Source organism: Achromobacter sp. AONIH1 (genome assembly GCF_002902905.1).
GTDB lineage: Bacteria > Pseudomonadota > Gammaproteobacteria > Burkholderiales > Burkholderiaceae_B > Achromobacter.
In genome coordinates, this window is record NZ_CP026124.1 from 1564435 (window position 1) to 1581509 (window position 17075).

General features: G+C 68.5%; 14 protein-coding genes. 6 read left to right on the plus strand and 8 right to left on the minus strand.

What is annotated here, in order from left to right; translation table 11 throughout:
- Positions 1-33: 33 nt before the first annotated feature.
- The 7 genes from C2U31_RS07230 to phoB form a co-directional block, all read right to left on the minus strand.
- A complete protein-coding gene (locus C2U31_RS07230; RefSeq protein ID WP_369869781.1) occupies positions 34-885 on the minus strand; it encodes a copper resistance protein B in 852 nt (283 codons plus the stop codon).
- Between the two features lie 243 nt (positions 886-1128).
- Positions 1129-2943: a copper resistance system multicopper oxidase gene (locus tag C2U31_RS07235; RefSeq protein ID WP_103272224.1), complete on the minus strand. Its 1815-nt coding sequence runs from the start codon at positions 2941-2943 to the stop codon at positions 1129-1131.
- A gap of 217 nt (positions 2944-3160) precedes the next feature.
- Positions 3161-3667, minus strand: a complete 507-nt coding sequence (locus tag C2U31_RS07240; protein ID WP_233772692.1) for a plastocyanin/azurin family copper-binding protein — start codon at positions 3665-3667, stop codon at positions 3161-3163.
- A gap of 321 nt (positions 3668-3988) precedes the next feature.
- Entirely contained in the window at positions 3989-5383 is a 1395-nt protein-coding gene (locus C2U31_RS07245) for a heavy metal sensor histidine kinase (RefSeq protein WP_103276298.1), read from the minus strand.
- Between the two features lie 80 nt (positions 5384-5463).
- A complete protein-coding gene (locus tag C2U31_RS07250) occupies positions 5464-6138 on the minus strand; it encodes a heavy metal response regulator transcription factor (protein ID WP_103272225.1) in 675 nt (224 codons plus the stop codon).
- 50 nt (positions 6139-6188) lie between these two features.
- Complete coding sequence (gene phoR / locus C2U31_RS07255; protein WP_103272226.1) at positions 6189-7496, minus strand: phosphate regulon sensor histidine kinase PhoR; 1308 nt, start codon at positions 7494-7496, stop codon at positions 6189-6191.
- 14 nt (positions 7497-7510) lie between these two features.
- The gene (phoB, locus tag C2U31_RS07260; protein WP_103272227.1) at positions 7511-8209 is read right to left on the minus strand and encodes a phosphate regulon transcriptional regulator PhoB; all 699 of its coding nucleotides are present in this window, start codon (positions 8207-8209) and stop codon (positions 7511-7513) included.
- Positions 8210-8373: 164 nt separating this feature from the next.
- On the opposite strand from phoB, the gene ubiE reads away from it, so the two are divergent.
- From ubiE to rfaE2, 6 genes are all read left to right on the plus strand, one after another.
- Positions 8374-9150 carry a bifunctional demethylmenaquinone methyltransferase/2-methoxy-6-polyprenyl-1,4-benzoquinol methylase UbiE gene (ubiE, locus tag C2U31_RS07265; RefSeq protein WP_103272228.1) on the plus strand — a complete coding sequence of 259 codons (777 nt, stop codon included), beginning with the start codon at positions 8374-8376 and terminating at the stop codon, positions 9148-9150.
- A 157-nt stretch (positions 9151-9307) separates the two neighbouring features.
- Entirely contained in the window at positions 9308-10321 is a 1014-nt protein-coding gene (locus tag C2U31_RS07270) for a Tim44 domain-containing protein (RefSeq protein ID WP_103272229.1), read from the plus strand.
- 180 nt (positions 10322-10501) lie between these two features.
- Complete coding sequence (locus C2U31_RS07275) at positions 10502-11143, plus strand: SCP2 domain-containing protein (protein WP_103272230.1); 642 nt, start codon at positions 10502-10504, stop codon at positions 11141-11143.
- A gap of 3 nt (positions 11144-11146) precedes the next feature.
- Positions 11147-12700, plus strand: a complete 1554-nt coding sequence (ubiB, locus tag C2U31_RS07280; RefSeq protein WP_103272231.1) for a ubiquinone biosynthesis regulatory protein kinase UbiB — start codon at positions 11147-11149, stop codon at positions 12698-12700.
- 232 nt (positions 12701-12932) lie between these two features.
- Positions 12933-13811 (plus strand): ferritin, encoded by an 879-nt coding sequence (locus tag C2U31_RS07285; protein ID WP_103272232.1) that lies wholly within the window; start codon positions 12933-12935, stop codon positions 13809-13811.
- Between the two features lie 16 nt (positions 13812-13827).
- The gene (gene rfaE2 / locus C2U31_RS07290) at positions 13828-14313 is read left to right on the plus strand and encodes a D-glycero-beta-D-manno-heptose 1-phosphate adenylyltransferase (RefSeq protein WP_103272233.1); all 486 of its coding nucleotides are present in this window, start codon (positions 13828-13830) and stop codon (positions 14311-14313) included.
- A gap of 87 nt (positions 14314-14400) precedes the next feature.
- On the opposite strand, the gene C2U31_RS07295 is transcribed toward rfaE2, so the two are convergent.
- Positions 14401-17031 (minus strand): autotransporter outer membrane beta-barrel domain-containing protein, encoded by a 2631-nt coding sequence (locus C2U31_RS07295; RefSeq protein WP_103272234.1) that lies wholly within the window; start codon positions 17029-17031, stop codon positions 14401-14403.
- Positions 17032-17075 lie beyond the last annotated feature (44 nt).

Below are 17075 nucleotides of genomic sequence, written 5' to 3' on the forward strand. Positions count from 1 at the left end.
AGCGCGCGAGCGCTTCGGGGGGGCTCATCCCCTCTAGAACCAGAACCGTATGCCGGCCATGATCGCGGTTTGCGAACGGCCGGCGCCGGCCGCGGATGCATAGTCGGCGGTCTGGCCGAATTTCCGTTCGAAGGATACGCCAACATACGGCGCGAACTGGCGCGTGACCTCGTAGCGCAGCCGCAGCGACAGGGAACCCGAAGACAGGCCGGAGCCGATGCCACGCTCGGGGTCGCTCTTGCCATAGAGGCTGGCTTCGAGTTCGGGCGTGAAGACCAACCGCTGCGTCAGCAGCAGATCGTATTCCGCCTTCAGCCCCAGCGCCGTGCGCCCGGATGGGCCGACATAGCCCGTCGCTTCGAGCTCGATCCGGTAAGGCAGCATGCCTTCGATGCCGAACGCCGCCCAGTTGCGTTTGGGCCCGGTGCCGAAATCGCGGCGCGCGCCCAGCTGCAGGTCCCAGAACGGCGTGATCGCGTGGCTCCAGAGCGCCTCGACGCGGCCGCTGGAGCCGCCGTTGGCATTCTCGGCCTCGCCTTCGCTCTTGATCGTCAGGCGATTGGTCGCCGTGCCGTACCAGAAGCGGCCCTCCCACTCGCGCGCGTTCTGCCCGTCGCGGTTGCGCGACCAGCCGAACCGCTCGAGCAGCAGCTGCGCCGCCGGCATGTTGTCCATCATCATCATGTGAGGACGGATGCCATAGGTGTCGTAGCCGCGCGCGTCCGAACCGTCGCTGGACGGCAGGCCGCCCACCGGCGGCGCGGCGGGGGACGGCGCCGCGCCATGGTTCATGCCGGGCATGTTGGAATGATCCATCGCGCCGGATGATGCCGGCGCGGGCGTGGCCGCGCCATGGTTCATGCCGGGCATGTTGGAATGATCCATCGCGCCGGATGATGCCGGCGCGGGCGTGGCCGCGCCATGGTTCATGCCGGGCATGCTGGAATGGTCCATTGCACCGGATGGCGCGGGGGCGGGCGTGGCCGTGCCATGGTTCATGCCCGGCATGTTGGCATGGTCCATGCCGCCGGATTGCGCCAATGCGGGGCCGGCCAGGCTGGAGGCCAGCGCCAGCGCGGCACATCGGGCGACGGCGGGAATACGGTTCTGTGTCTTGTGTCGCATCGTCTACTCCACCACGACCGCTCTGAACATGCCGGCCTCCATGTGATACAGCAAATGACAGTGGTAGGCCCACTTGCCGCGCGCATCGGCGCTGACCCGATAGGTCAGGCGCTGCGCGGGGTTGAGCGAAATCGTGTGCTTGCGCACCTGGAAGGCGCCGTCGGCCGATTCCAGATCGCTCCAGAGTCCGTGCAGGTGGATGGGGTGGGTCATCATGGTGTCGTTGACCAGCACGAAGCGCACGCGCTCGCCATGCTTGAGCACGATGGGCTTGGCGTCGGAGAACTTCACGCCGTTGAAGGACCACATATAGCGTTCCATGTTGCCGGTCAGATGCAGTTCGATCTCGCGGGTCGGTGGTGTGTTGTCCGCGGGCTCGACCATGGAGCGCAGGTCGGCGTAGGTCAGCACGCGCCTGCCGTTGTCGCGCAGGCCGACGCCGGGATCGTCCAGCCGGGTCGACACCACGTCGGGCAGCATGGAATTGCCCACGCCGCGTTCGGCGGGGTAGGGGTGCTTGACCTCCACCATGCCGCCCGAGCCGGCGGCGTCGCCATGGTTCATGCCGGACATCGCCGCGTGGTCCATGCCCGGCATCGCGCCGTGATCCATGCCCGAGGCGGCCGGCGCGCTGGCCTGGCCCATGCCCGGCATCGCGCCATGATCCATGCCGGCCATGCCGCCGCTCATGTCATGGGCCATGCCCATGTCCATCATGGTCAGCAGCTGGACCGGGTCCAGCGCCGGCACGTCGGCCTGCATGCCGGGGCGCGGCGCCAGCGTGGCGCGCGCGTAGCCGGAGCGGTCCATGGCCTGAGAGAAGATGGTGTAGGCGCGGTCCTCGGCCGGTTCGACGATCACGTCGTAGGTCTCGGCCACGGCGATGCGGAACTCGTCGACCTCCACCGGCCGCACGTCCTGGCCGTCGGCGGCCACCACGGTCATTTTCAGGCCGGGGATACGCACGTCGAAGTAGCTCATCGCCGAACCGTTGATGAAGCGCAGCCGCACGCGCTCGCCGGGCTTGAACAGGCCGGTCCAGTTGCCGGCCGGCGTGGCGCCGTTGGTCAGGAAGGTGTAGGTGGCGCCGGAAACATCCGCCAGGTCGGTCGGCGTCATGCGCATCTGTTCCCACATCAGCCGTTCCGACAAGGCCGCGCCCCAGCCCTTGGTTTCGGCCTCGCGCGCCAGGCTCTGCACGCTGGGACGGATGCGGTTGTAGTAGTCCGGCTGCACCATCAGCTTGCGGAACACGCTCATCGGATCTTCGTCGGTCCAGTCGGACAGCAGCACCACGTGCTCGCGGTCGAAGGCGATCGGGTCGCGCCTGCGCGGCTCGATGACGATGGCGCCGTACAGGCCGGTCTGTTCCTGGAAGCCGGAGTGGCTGTGATACCAGTAGGTGCCGCTCTGGCGCACGTCGAAACGGTAGGTGTAGGTCTGGCCGGGATCGATGCCCGGAAAGCTCAGGCCCGGCACGCCGTCCATGTCGGTGGGCAGCAGGATGCCGTGCCAGTGGATGGAGCTTTGCTCGCGCAGCCGGTTGGTGACGTGCAGCGTGACCGTGTCGCCCTCGCGCCAGCGCAGCAGCGGCGCGGGAATCTGGCCGTTCACCGTGGTGCCGACGCGGGTCGCGCCCGTGAAATTGACCGGCGTTTCGCCGATTTCCAGATGGAATTCGGTGCCGCGCAGTTCGGCCGCCTGTCGCGCGGGTTGCGCCAGCGCCGCGCGCCAGCCGCCCAGCGCCGCCAGCGCGCCGCCGGCGGCCAGACCTTGAACGAAGCGCCGGCGTGCGATGGGAGGGAGTGTGTCTTTCATTTAGTCATCCACGGTGCCGCGCAAAATCCGCGGCGCAGGAACAAAGGTTGCCTCAATGGGATGCCGCATGGCGGAGCGATTCGCGTCTACGGCATCGTTGCCATGAAGCCCAGGCGCCGCTGCGGACCCCACCCGTCCCGAGCAGGGCAGCACGGATCGGGCTCCGCCGGTCCGTGGCTGCGCCCTTTTGGGGAAAGCGCGTAGCGCTTCGGTGGGCTTACATCACAGTGACTGAACCCTTCATGCCCGCCGCGTAGTGACCGGGCTCCAGGCAGCCGAAGGACACGGTGCCGGCCTTGTCGAAGCGCCACACGATCTGGCCGCTCTTGCCCGCATCCAGCGAGATGGAGTTGGCTTCCTCATGGCGCATGCCCGGGTCCTTCATCATCATGTCGTAGTGCGCCTTGAGGTCGGCGTCCGTGCCCAGCACCAGTTCGTGGCGGATCTTGCCGGCGTTGCGCACGTTCAGGCACACGGTTTCTCCGGCCTTGACCTCGATGCGGTCGGGGGTGAAGCGCATGCTGTCGTCCATGTCGACGTTCACGGTGCGGGTGGCGCGGGCGGGGTCGCCGGGCTTGCCGATCGAGGCCGCGGCGGCCGGCATGGCGTGGCCACCATGACCGCCGTCGTGTTCGCCGGCCGCATGGGCGGGCAGGGCGAGGCCGATGGCCAGAAGCGCGGCGCAGGCGGCGGCTTGGGAGGTGCGGAGCAGATTGCCTTTCACGATGGTCCTTTCTTGCAGGAGTGGCGGTGACGGCAATGTAGAAAAACCGGAGTGACCCGGCTCTGTCGCAAAGATTACTTTTCTGTAATGAAGTCCACCCCCGAAGCGCCGTTGGCGCTTCCCCCTCAAGGGGGCGCCGCTGCGGACCGGCAAAGCCGGATCCGCGCGGCCTGGCTTGGGGAGGGCGTGCCTGGATTGTGCGATGTAGCTTCGAGGAAGCGATTGGGGGGCGTGGGGCTGGTGCGTTCCTTGGGAATTTTGGGCATCAGCGGCCGATTGATGGGGGCGTTGGCCTGGTGTTGGGCCGGTGGCGTGGCGGCGTTATTGGCGCGTGGAGGGCGCGTCGGCGTCTTGGCTTGTTGCAGCTCGTTTGTCGGCTTGGCCGCGCAGCGTGATGCCGATCACGGTTTCGCCGGCGGTGGAGCGGGCGTCCACGTCGCCGTCGTGCATGCGGGCGATGGCGCGGACGATGGCCAGGCCCAGGCCGTGGCCTTCGGTGCGCGGGGCACGGCCCTGGCCCGCGCGGAAGAAGCGGTCGAAGATGCGGGGCAGGTCGGCGGGGGCGATGGAGGCGCCGGGGTTGCGCACTTCCACGCGCGCGCCGTCGGCGACGGGCTCGCAGCGCAGCAGGATCTCGTGGCCGGCGGGGGTGGCCTTGATGGCGTTGGAGATCAGGTTGGCCAGCGCGCGGCGCACCAGACCGGGATTGGCCGCGACGGCCGCGTCGCCTTCGCAGCGCAGGCGGATGCCGCGCTCTTCCAGCGCGGCGTCGTAGTACTCGGCCACGCGCCGGGCCTCGGCGGCCAGCGAGATCGCGGACAGGTCGGCGGCGCGTTCGCCGCGATCGGCGCGCGCCAGGAACAGCATGTCGTTGACCATGGTCTTCAGGTCTTCCAGCACTTCCAGGTTGGACTCCAGCGCGTCGCGCAGCTCGGCCGCATCGCGCGGCGAGGACAGCATGACCTGGGTGCCGTTGATCAGGGTGGCCAGCGGCGTGCGCAGCTCGTGCGCCACGTCGGCGTTGAAGCCTTCCATCTGCTGGTAGGCCGATTGCAGGCGGTCCAGCGTGCGGTTGAAGGAACGCACGAAATCCTGCAATTCGCGGTCGGTGTCCTGTAGCGGCAGGCGCGGGGCCAGGTTGTCGGGCTGGATGCGCGCCGCCTGTTCCGACAGCCGGCGAGCAGGCGCCATGCTGCGGCGCACGGCCCAGGCCGCCAGCATCACGGTGGCGCCGACCCAGAGCACGCAGATCAGCAGCAGCGCGGTGCCGTAGGCATAGAGCAGCCGCGCGCCGGCGCCCACGCACACGGCCACGGTGAGGACGGCGCCTGGCGCCAGGCGCTCGTCCAGCGCCACGCGCAAGCCGCGCATGCGCGAGCCGTCGGGCGCGTGCAGCTCCACTTCGTTGCCCGCCAGCCGTTCCAGGATGACGGGCGGCTCGCCGCCATATACCTGGCGGCCGCGGCTGTCCTCGATCCAGATGCCCAGGTGGCCGTGGCCCGCGCGCATGTTGTCCAGCGCGGCGGCCAGTTCGTCCATGCCGCGCGCGCCGCGCTGCATGTCGACCAGGTGCTCGATGAGCTCGAACTTGCCGGTGACTTCGGTGATCTCCTGGCGCGCGACCTCGCGCTTGAGCGCCCAGAACAACGTGGCGCCGGCCAGGCTGGAGACCAGCAGCGCGATGGCGCCCAGCAGCAGCGTCAGCCGCGCCTGCATGGAGCGCGTCCGGCCGGCGGGCGCGGGTTCCGGCCCTGGATCGGATTCCGAGGACGACGCGCCGGTCGCGGCCCGGACGCTCATTCGGGGCGCGACTCCAGCACGTAGCCCATGCCGCGCACGGTATGAAGCAGCTTGGCGTCGAAGGGATCGTCCAGCTTGCCGCGCAGGCGGCGCACCGCCACGTCGATGACGTTGGTGTCGCTGTCGAAATTCATGTCCCAGACCTGCTCGGCCAGCGTGGTGCGCGACAGCACCTGGCCCTGGCGGCGCAGTAGCAGCACGAGCAGGTTGAATTCCTTGGCGGTCAGGTCCAGGCGGCGGCCGTCGCGCTGGGCGCGGCGTCGGGCCAGGTCCAGTTCCAGGCCGGCCAGGCGCAGGACAGAAGGCTCTTGCGCGCGGCCACGGCGCAGCAGCGCCTGCACCCGCGCGAGGAATTCGGAAAAGGCGAAGGGCTTGACCAGGTAGTCGTCGGCGCCGCCTTCCAGCCCGCGCACGCGGTCTTCGACGGCGTCGCGCGCGGTCAGCATGAGGATGGGCGTGTCCTTGTGCTCGCGCACCGAGGCCAGGATCTCGAAGCCGTCCACGCCGGGCAGCATGACGTCCAGGATGATGAGGTCGTAGTTGCCCTGCAGCGCGAGATGGCGGCCGTCCACGCCGTCGCGGGCCAGGTCCACGACGTGGCTTTGCTCCGACAGGCCTTTTTTCAGGTAGTCGGCCAGCTTGGGTTCGTCTTCGATGACCAGGATGCGCATGGCCGGAATGTACCACCCGGCTCGCGCGCGCGGCGCAGCGCGCCGCGAAATCAGACGCTGCCTTCCACCGCGATCCGTTCGGGCGGGAAGCGCAGCGCGAAGGTGCTGCCCTTGCCGGGTTCGCTGCTGATCAGCAGCTCGGCGTCGTGCCGCATGGCGATGTGCTTGGTGATGGCCAGGCCCAGTCCGGTGCCGCCGACGGCGCGCGAACGGCCCCGATCCACGCGGTAGAAGCGCTCGGTCAGCCGGGGGATGTGGCGGGCCGGGATGCCGATGCCGGTGTCCTGCACGCTGTAGTGCGCGCCGCCGTCGTCCTCGCGTTCCCAGCGCACGGTGATGGTGCCGCCGTCGGGGGTGTAGCGCACGGCGTTGGTCAGCAGGTTGGACAGCGCCGAGGTCAGCTCGGTCTCCGCGCCCAGCACGTCCAGGGACTCGTCCACATGCCATTCCAGCTTGTGGCGTCCGCCGGACAGGGCTTCGATCTGCTGGCGCGCCTTCTGCAGCAGCGCGCCGATGTTCACCGCCCGCGGGTCGCCGCCGGGCGAGGATTCCAGCGTGGACAGGGTCAGCAGGTCCTCGACGATGGCCTGCATGCGCTGGGCCTGCTCGTGCATCATGTCCAGGTACTGCGCGCGCTGCTCGGCGGGCAGGGCGTCGTCGGGCATGTCGCGCAGTGTCTCCAGGAAGCCCGCCAGCACCGTCAGCGGCGTGCGCAGCTCGTGCGAGACATTGGCGACGAAGTCGCGGCGGGTGGTTTCCAGCCGTTCGATCTGGGTGACGTCGCGCGTGATCAGCAGCCGCTGGTTGCTGGCGTAGGCTGTGAGCTGCATCATCATCAGCCGTTCCTGGCCGTTCTGGCCCAGCCGCACCAGGATCGGATCGGGCCAGGAAGCGCGGTGCGCGTATTCGACGAACTCTGGCGCGCGCAGCAGGTTCAGCAGGTTGTGGCCGCGGTCGGCCGGCAGGCGCAGGCCCAGGTGCTGACGCGCCATGCGGTTGCACCAGTCGATCTGGAAATCCTCATTGAGCGTCACGGCGCCGTCGGGCAGGGCCTGGGCCGCGGCCAGCATGCCCTGCATGGTGTCGCGGGTCTCGGCCAGTTCACGGGCGCGGGCGCGGGTGTAGCGGTACAGCGGCGCCAGGATGTCGTCCCAGGGGCCGACCGAGGCCGGCGGGGACGTATCGGGATGGTGGGCCCAGTGGGACACCAGGTGCAGCCGCCAGCTGCGCCACAGCAGCATGGCGACCATGGCGACGCTGAAGACGATCCAGCCTGCCGGGTCTCCGATGAGCCAGTGCGCCAGCAGCGCCGCGACCGCCCACAGGGCGACCAGGAAAAGGGTGCGCAGCCAGATCATCGTGGGAGGAAGTCTTAGCGTGCAGGAACCTGTGCCGTGAAGCGGTAGCCGCTGCCGCGCACCGTTTCGACGTGGGCGTCGTGGCCGCTGGGCTCCAGCGCCTTGCGCAGGCGGCGGATATGGACGTCGACGGTGCGTTCCTCGACGAACACGTGGTCGCCCCAGACCTGGTCGAGCAGCTGCGAGCGCGAGAACACGCGTTCCGGATGCGTCATGAAGAAATGCAGCAGGCGGAATTCCGTGGGGCCGATCTGCAGCGACTGGCTGTTGCCGGACAGGCGGTGCGTGACCGGGTCCAGCTTCAGGCCGCCCACGTCGATGACGTCGTCGGTGAGCTGGGGCGCGCGGCGGCGCAGCACGGCCTTGATGCGGGCCATCAGCTCCTTGGGCGAGAAGGGCTTGGTGATGTAGTCGTCGGCGCCGGCTTCCAGGCCGTCGACCTTGTCCTGCTCGGAGCCCTTGGCGGTGAGCATGATGACCGGGACGGCGCGGGTGCGTTCGTCGTTGCGCAGCTTGCGCGCGACGGCCAGGCCGGAGGTGCCGGGCAGCATCCAGTCCAGCAAGATCAGGTCGGGCAGCTCGGCGCGGATCAGGGTCTGGGCCTGGTCGGCGTCGAAGGCGCGCAGCACCTTGTGTCCGGCGAAGGACAGGTTGACGGCGATCAGTTCCTGGATGGCGGGTTCGTCTTCGACGACGAGAATGGTGCTGGACATGGTGGCTGTTTGGGCACGATGCGGAGCGCCGGCGCGGCGCGAACATTGCGATAGTATGGCCGCAATATTTCAGGTATGTGACCGTAGCGCAATAGTATGGCGCGTGGCGGACCGCCTCCGTGCGTCCGATAGGCTACCATTGGGCGATATATCGGGAATTCACCATGCAAACCCCCTCCGAATCGCAACATTCCGCGGATTCCGCCTCGCAATCCACGCATTTCGGCTTCCAGACCGTGCCGGAAGGCGACAAAGCCCGCAAAGTCGCCGAAGTCTTCCATTCCGTGGCCCAGCGCTACGACATCATGAATGATTTCATGTCGGCCGGGCTGCACCGCGTCTGGAAGGCCTTCACCATCGGCCGCGCCGCGATCCGTCCTGGCATGAAGGTGCTGGACATCGCCGGCGGCACGGGCGACCTGGCGCGCGCCTTCGCCAAGCGCGCCGGTCCGGACGGGGAAGTCTGGCTGACCGACATCAACGATTCCATGCTGCGCGTGGGCCGCGACCGTCTGACCGACGCCGGCCAGATCGTCCCGGCCGCCGTCTGCGACGCCGAGCGCCTGCCGTTCCCCACCGGCTATTTCGACCGCGTCAGCGTGGCCTTCGGCCTGCGCAACATGACCCACAAGGACCGCGCGCTGGCCGAGATGACCCGGGTGCTCAAGCCGGGCGGCAAGCTGCTGGTGCTGGAATTCTCCCGCATCGCCAAGCCGCTGGCGCCGGTCTATGATTGGTATTCTTTCAACGTGTTGCCCTGGTTGGGCAAGACCGTCGCCAAGGACGAGGCCAGCTACCGCTACCTGGCGGAATCGATCCGCATGCATCCCGACCAGGAAACCCTGGCCGACATGATGCGCACGGCCGGTCTGGAGCGCGTGCAGTACTTCAATCTGACCGCCGGCATCGCCGCGCTGCACGAGGGTGTGCGCCTGGGCTGATACCCCCCACTTTTTTCGGACGACCCCCTTACCCAGAGGGAACTTGTGGGGCGGGATCTTGTCCGTTATTCTTATGCAATTCAGATTGTTGTAAGGAAACTTCGCGGGTGCGGCGCTACGGGGCGCTGCCTTCGCGAGTACGAGGAGCACACCAACCATGACCAAATTCTGTCTTTCGCGGTTTTTCGCCGCAGCGCTGATCGCCGTTTCCGGCGCGGCGCTGGTGACGGCTTCGTTTGACGCCGAGGCGCGCCGCGCTGGCGGCGGCAGCAGCGTGGGCCGTCAGTCCAGCAACGTGACCCAGCAGCGCCAGGCCACCACGCCGCCGGCCGCCGGCAGTAACACCGCCGGCGCCACCGCCGCGCCGGCAGCCGCCGGCGCCGCCACGGCGGGCGCGGCCACGGCCGGCGCCGCGGCCAAGAGCGGCGCCTCGCGCTGGCTCGGCCCCATCGCCGGCATCGCCGCCGGCCTGGGCATCGCCGCGCTGCTTTCCAGCATGGGCCTGTCCGGCGCCTTCGCCGAGTTCCTGTCGTCCGCGCTGCTGATCGCGCTGGCCGTCTTCGCCGTGTTGTTCATCGTGCGCCGCCTGCGTGGCGCCGCCCCGCGTCCGGCCACGCAGTCCGCCTTCGGCGGCGCGGGTCAGGCCCCCGGCCAGCCGCAGCAACAGCCCATGTGGCGTGAGACGCTGCAGCCGGCTCCGGCGGCTCCCGCCGCGCCTGTGGCGGCTGCTGCTGCCGCGCCCGCCGCGGCCGCGCTGCCCAAGGCTGGTGAAGACGGCAACTGGTACGTGCCGGGCGACTTCGACACCGTCAGCTTCCTCAAGCAGGCCAAGGAGCAGTTCGTGCGTATCCAGGCCGTCTGGGACAGTGGTGAAACCGACCGCCTGCGCGAGTTCCTGACCGACGACCTGATCGTCGAACTCAAGCCGCAGCTGGCCGAACGCGGCGGCGCCGCCAACAAGACCGAAGTGGTCCTGCTGAACGCCGAACTGCTGGGCATCGAGACCGTTTCCGACGGCCACCTGGCCAGCGTCCGCTTCTCGGGCATGCTGCGCGAGGCCCCCGGCGCCGAGGCCTTCCGCTTCGAGGAAGTCTGGAACCTGTACAAGCCGGCCAACGGCGGCTGGTTGCTGGCCGGCATCCAGCAGATCCCGGTCGACTACGCCAGCTGAGCCTGACGTCTGCTGCACCGATCCGGACGGCCCTGGCCGTCCGGTCCCAACCGGCCCTTCTGGGCCGGTTTTTCCATGTCCGGGCGCAAAGCCACGCTACGCCCCGACCCGTTACACTCCAGGCTTGCCCACTGTAAAAAACCGGCAACCCCGCCCCTTGGCCGTTGCCGATTGCCTTTCATGCTGCCTCTTCCGTTTCTGCCCACGCCGTCACGCTTGGCCACCCAGGCGCTCAACATGCTGTTGAAGCGCGAAGACTGGGCGCGCGAGCGCCTGGTCCGCCACGCCGGCAAGACGGTGCGCTTCGCGCTGGGCGGATCCTCGCTGGGCCTGACCATCGGCAGCGACGGGCTGGCCGAGCTGTCCGATCCGGCCGTGGTGCCGGATGTGACGCTGACCGTCTCACCCGAAAAACTGCCGCTGCCGCTGCCGCGCCTGTCCGGCGGCGAGGCGCCGGACATGGCCGAGGCCACGCATATTTCCGGCGACGCGGCGCTGGCCCAGGTGGTGGCCGACCTGTCCAAGCAGCTGCGCTGGGATCCCGAAGACGCGCTGGCGCGCGTGGTGGGCGACATCGCCGCGCTGCGCCTGGTGGGCGGGGCGCGCAAGCTGGCGGGCGGCACGCTGCAGGCAGGCCAGCGCGCGGCCGAGAATGTGTCCGAATACCTGGCCGAGGAAAGCGGCCTGCTGCTGGGCCGTCCGGCGCTGGCGCAATGGCGCCTGGACCTGGCCGAGCTGGACGCGCGCGCCGAGGCGCTGGCGCGGTCCGCCGCCGCCTTGCAGACGAAACTGGCCGCCGCCGGCGCCAAGCGGGGCGCCTGATCCATGTTCCCTCTGCTGCGCCTGCTACGCATCATCCTGGTTTCCCTGCGCTACGGCCTGGACGAGCTGGTGCTCTCCAGCCTGAACCACCCGCTGGCCACCTGCCTGCTGCGCGTCATGCGGCTGGGCACTCGTCCGCGCCAGCCGCGCGGACTGCGGCTGCGCCTGGCGCTGGAGTCGCTGGGCCCCATCTTCGTCAAGTTCGGCCAGGTGCTGTCCACCCGCCGCGACCTGATTCCGGCCGATATCGCCAATGAGCTGGCGCTGCTGCAGGATCGCGTGCCGCCGTTCCCGTCGGCCCAGGCCGCCGCCTGCGTCGAGGCCGCGCTCGGCGCGCCGCCGGACAAGCTGTTCGCGCAATTCGATGTCGATCCGGTGGCCTCGGCCTCGATCGCCCAGGTGCACTTCGCGGTGCTGCACGACGGTCGCGAGGTGGCGGTCAAGGTGCTGCGCCCGGGCATGCTGAGCATCATCGAAAAGGACCTGTCTCTGCTGAAGATCGTGGCCCGCATCATCGAGCGGCTGGGTCCGGACGGCCGCCGCCTGAAGCCGCGCGAGGTGGTGGCGGAATTCGACAAGTACCTGCATGACGAGCTGGACCTGGTGCGCGAGGCCTCCAACTGCAGCCAGCTGCGCCGCAATTTCGGCCCCGAATCGGGCCGTGGCGACATGCTGATCGTGCCCGAGGTGATCTGGGAATACACCGCCGCCACCGTGTTCACCATGCAGCGCATGTACGGCATGCCGGTGGGGCAGGTCGAGCGCATGCGCGCGGCCGGCATCGACATTCCCACGCTGGCCCGCACCGGCGTCGAGATCTTCTTCACCCAGGTGTTCACCGACGGCTTCTTCCACGCCGACATGCACCCGGGCAACATCTACGTGTCCGACCGGCCCGAGACGCTGGGCAGCTATATCGCGCTGGACTTCGGCATCGTCGGCTCGCTGTCCGAGTTCGACAAGAACTACCTGGCGCAGAATTTCCTGGCCTTCTTCCACCGCGACTACCGCCGCGTGGCGCAGCTGCATATCGAGTCAGGCTGGGTGCCGCCCGACACGCGCGAGGAAGAGCTGGAGGGCGCGGTGCGCGCCGTGTGCGAGCCGTACTTCGATCGGCCGCTGTCCGAAATCTCGCTGGGCCAGGTGCTGCTGCGCCTGTTCCAGACCTCGCGGCGCTTCAATGTCGAGATCCAGCCGCAGTTGGTGCTGCTGCAGAAGACGCTGCTCAACGTCGAGGGCCTGGGACGGCAGTTGGATCCCAATCTCGATCTCTGGAAGACGGCCAAGCCCTATCTGGAACGCTGGATGCGCCAGCGCGTCGGCATCAAGGGCCTGCGCCAGAGCCTGGAAAAGGAAGCGGCGCAGTGGTCGCAGATGCTGCCGGCGCTGCCCAGGCTGGTCCACGACCATCTCAACCGCCCGAACGTCTCGCCCGCCCTGCTGGCCGAAATGGTCCAGCTGCGCCGGGCGCAAGAGCAGAACAACCGGCTCGTCGCGGCCCTGGTCGGCGTGATCGCGCTGGCTGTCGGGGTGGCGCTGTGGGCATTGACCCGGTAGGCGGCGCGATGCTCTAGACGGTTCCTGTCATGTTTCGTTCATGAAACAGTCATCATAGCTTCGCGGGACGCGGCGAAAAATAGCGCTCGCGGGAGTCGGCGCCACCCAGGCTCCATCCTGCGCCGCGCGCAGACGGAACATGCCGCCCGCAGGCGCGCAGCGCGGCTTCCAGGCCGCGGCGCCATTCGATTTATTTCTATAGCCCCACGCGGGACATATACAAGGGCAGACCATGCTTTATCCTGAACTCTTCAAGACCATGGAAGCCGTGCGCTGGAACATGGCGCATGACATCCCCTGGGATGATTTTGATCGCAGCAAGCTCTCGGACGAGCAGGCTCAGACGATCAAGATGAACGCCATCACCGAATGGGCGGCGCTTCCTGCGACGGAGATGTTCCTGCGCGACAATCGCGGCGACAGCGATTTCTGCGCATTCATGTCGGTCTGGTTCTTTGAAGAGCAGAAGCATTCCCTGGTGCTGATCGAATACCTGCGCCGCTTCCGCCCGGACCTGATGCCGACCGAGGAAGAGCTGCACAAGGTGCGCTTTGAATTCGATCCGGCGCCCGAGTTGGAAACCCTGATGCTGCATTTCTGCGGCGAGGTGCGTCTGAACCACTGGTACCGCCGCGCCGCCGAATGGCATACCGAGCCGGTCATCAAGGCCATCTACAAGACCGTGGCGCAGGACGAGGCCCGCCACGCCGGCGCCTATCTGCAGTACATGCGCCGCGCGCTGCATGATCGTGGCCAGGAAACCAGCGAGCAGGCCCGCCTGGCGTTCTCGAAGATCGGCGTGCTGATGGCGTCGGCCGCGCGCACGCAGCAGGCGTTGCACCCGACCAACCTGCACGTGAACAAGCAGCTGTTCCCCAACGACACGGTGCAGTCGCGCCTGCCCGAGCCGGGCTGGCTGGAGCACTGGCTGGACACGCAGATCCGCTTCGATGGCGTCTGGGAGCAGAAGGTCGCCTCGCGCATCCTGCACATCCTGTCCAAGCTGATGGACCGCAGCTTCGAGACCGTCAAGGATCTGAATCGCTACCGCAAGGAAATGACGGCGCTGCTCGTCCCCAAGGAAAAGGAAATCATCCTGGCGGGCGCCTGACCGCTACAATCCGGCCATGACCGCCCGTTTCGAATCCAAGATCCTGTCCCGCGGAGACTGCGTCGCCGCCGTCGCCGCCGGCCGCTATGCGCGCCCGCTGGTGTTCACCAATGGCGTCTTCGACATCCTGCATCGCGGGCACGCCACCTACCTGGACCAGGCGGCCCAGCTGGGCGGCACGCTGATCGTGGCGGTCAACACCGACGAATCCGTGCGCCGCCTGGGCAAGGGCGCCGAGCGCCCGCTCAACCGCATGGAGGACCGCGCCGCGCTGCTGGCGGCGCTGGGCTGCGTCGCCGTGGTGACCTCGTTCCACGAGGACACGCCCGAGGTCCTGATCGGCCAGTTGAAGCCCGACCTGATCGTCAAGGGCGGCGACTACGACATGGAAACACTGCCCGAGACCGCGCTGGTCAAGAGCTGGGGCGGCCGCGCGGTGGCGATCCCGTTCGAGTTCGAGCGTTCCACGACGGCGCTGGTGAAGAAGATCCAGGGCGGCTGAGCGGTCGCGCGTCGATCCTCTGTCATGCAAAAAAGAAGGCGGCCCCATGGGGCCGCCTTTGTCATCTGCGCGCGGTGCTGGCCGCGATCAGAATTTCCAGCGCAGCGTCATCGACGCGGTCTGGTCGCGGTTGCCCGAACCGAACTGTCCGCTGTAGCCCACCGCCAGCGTGGTGCTGCGCGACAGGTTGCCGTCCAGGCCCAGTTCCACCAGCGCCGCATTGCGGGCGATGGGCGCGCCGGTCACCGAGAACGAATCGCCGCCGGCAAAGGCCATGGTGGTGCTGGGTTGCACGTCGCCGAAGGTATGCCGCCAGCCCAGGCCGGCACGCAGCGCGGCGCTGATCGAGCCCAGCATGATGTCCTGGCGGCCGCGCAGGCCCAGCGTGGTGGTGGTCAGGGCGTTGCGCTGGCTCTGGCCGGACAGGGCCGCGTAGCCGCCCGATTCGGAGAAGCCACGGATGCGCTGGTCGCTCCAGATCAGGCCCGCGTACGGTTCCAGCGTCAGCGCGGGCGAGACGCGCATGGCGTAACCCAGCTCGGTGAACAGCTGCGCGGTGCTGGCGCCGTAGTCGGCCTGCAGTTTCTGCGTGCCGCCGCCGATCCGGACCATGCGTTCGGTGCTCAGGTCGTGCCAGGTATAGGCGCCGCCGGCCAGGAAGTTCAGCTTGCCCGCGCCCGCCTCGAAGGACTTGCCGGCGTACAGGGTCAGGCTGTAGTTGCTGATGTCGGCCTTGGAATCGACGGCGTCGGCGCGCGCGCGCGAGTCGGTGTAGCCCACCGCGCCGCCCATGCGCCAGCCGCCGCCCAGCGGGCGGTCCGCGCCCATGAACAGGCCGCCCGTGTGCTGGCGCACCTCGGCGGTGTTGTCGGTGGCGCTGGCGCGTTGCCAGTTGCCGATCACCTGGGCCCAGACCGGGCGCACGGTGGAGCCGGGCAAGGTGGCTGCGTCGGGCACGGCGTCGCTGGCGCCCGCGGCGGCGCTGGGCTGGCCGGGCAGCAGGGCGGCGGTCATGTTGCTGCGGAAGTGTTCCAGCGGCAGCATCGCGGACGTGTTGGCGACGTTGCGTAGCGATGCGGCGTTGCTGGCATGAGTTTCGCCGGACAGCGCGGTGAACGTCGGCGCGGGCGCGCCCACGGGCAGGTTGAGCACGGCCTGGTACAGCGGATTGCTGGCGGGCAGGCTCTGGACCCCGCGCGCCGCGGCGCGCTGGTTGCTGGTGTCGGCCAGATCCTCGAAACGGATGGGGCGGGTGGGGGTGACGGGATCGGGATCCGGGTCGGGCTTGGGCGCCTGGCGCAGGGCCAGCGTCAGCACCACCGTGTTGCCTTCGTTGGCCACGGTGGGCTTGAGATAGGCCAGGTTGGAGGTGGTCGACATGAACTTGTTGCTCAAGGTCTGCGCCGTCAGGATGGTGTAGCGCGTGCTTTCCGCATACGTGCCCGTGCCGGCGACCACGCTGACCGTGCCGTGTATTTGCGCCTTGCCGTTGACATCGAGGCGGTCGGCGGCGGTGGGGGTGGCGCGGACTTCGAAGGTGTCGCCGGGACCCAGGTACAGGTCGCCGGTCATGGAGGCGGTGGTGGGCTTGCCATCCGCGCTGTTCAGCGCCAGCGTGTTGCGGCCGGTCGACAGGATATGGCCCATGATGCTGGATCCGTTCGCCAGTTCCAGGCGATTGCCATCGCCGGTCAGCCTGACCGCGACGCCGTTGGCGCCGGAACCGTCTCCCCCCGCGGTGATGGTGCCGTAGTTGACGATGTAGACGTTGTCCTTGGCGACAACGCCGGCGCCCGAGGTGCCGGAGTGATATGGGCTGGGGTAGTCGCTGTTGTTGGCGGCATTGCCGCCCGTGATCTGGCCACGGTTGACCAGGTCCGGCAGACCGAGCGCGGAGCCGGGCAGGCGCGGCGTATTCGAGCCGGCCATGATGACAACGCCGTTGCCACCGTTGCCGCCACGGGAGTTGGGGGTCATGCTCATGCCGCCCTCTCCACCCGTGATGCGACCTTCATTGACCATGCGGCCATTGCGCAGCACGGCCCCGTCTCCGCCATTGCCGCCTGGGGCGATGCCGGAGGGGGCTGCGCCGTTGTTGTAGCCGCCCGTGCCGCCGACGATAAGGCCGGCATTCTGGATCGTGCCTTTGTCCAGGTATAGCGCGGCCCCGCCACTGCCTGGCCTGCCGCCCATCGAATAGGTGGCGTCGCCGCCCACCAACTGACCCGTGGCGGTGACATTGACCTTGCCGTCCATCACGATCAGGCCATCGCCGCCGCCGCCGCTGCCATCTGTCGATGAATAACCGACCCAGCCCGAGCCGCCGAGCAGGTTGGATCGGACCGTGATGGTGGCATTGGCGCCGCCGAAGTAGGCGGCCGCGCCGCCGCCGCCACCGCCGAAGGTGGGAGAGGTCCCGCCCACGCCGCCATGGGTGATGGTGGTGAATTCACGGACGGTGTTGGCGGACAGGTCGGACACCGTGGCCTTGCCGTCGTTCGGGTCGATGTTTTCACCATTGCCCTGGTTTTCCCAGCCGCCGCCCTTGCCGCCCGGATTGTCGCCGCCGCCGCCAGCGCCGCCGGCCAGGGCCTGGCTGGCGGCCAGGGTCAGCGCGGCGCTCAACAACGCGGTGGTCAGGCGAGGCAGGAATGGGGGGCGAGGCGTGGACGTCAGCGCGATCTGATCGTCGGAAACGCGGGCATAGCGTGTAGTCATGGAGGCGTCGTCTCATGGAACGAAGCATCGGACGGCCTCGTTCT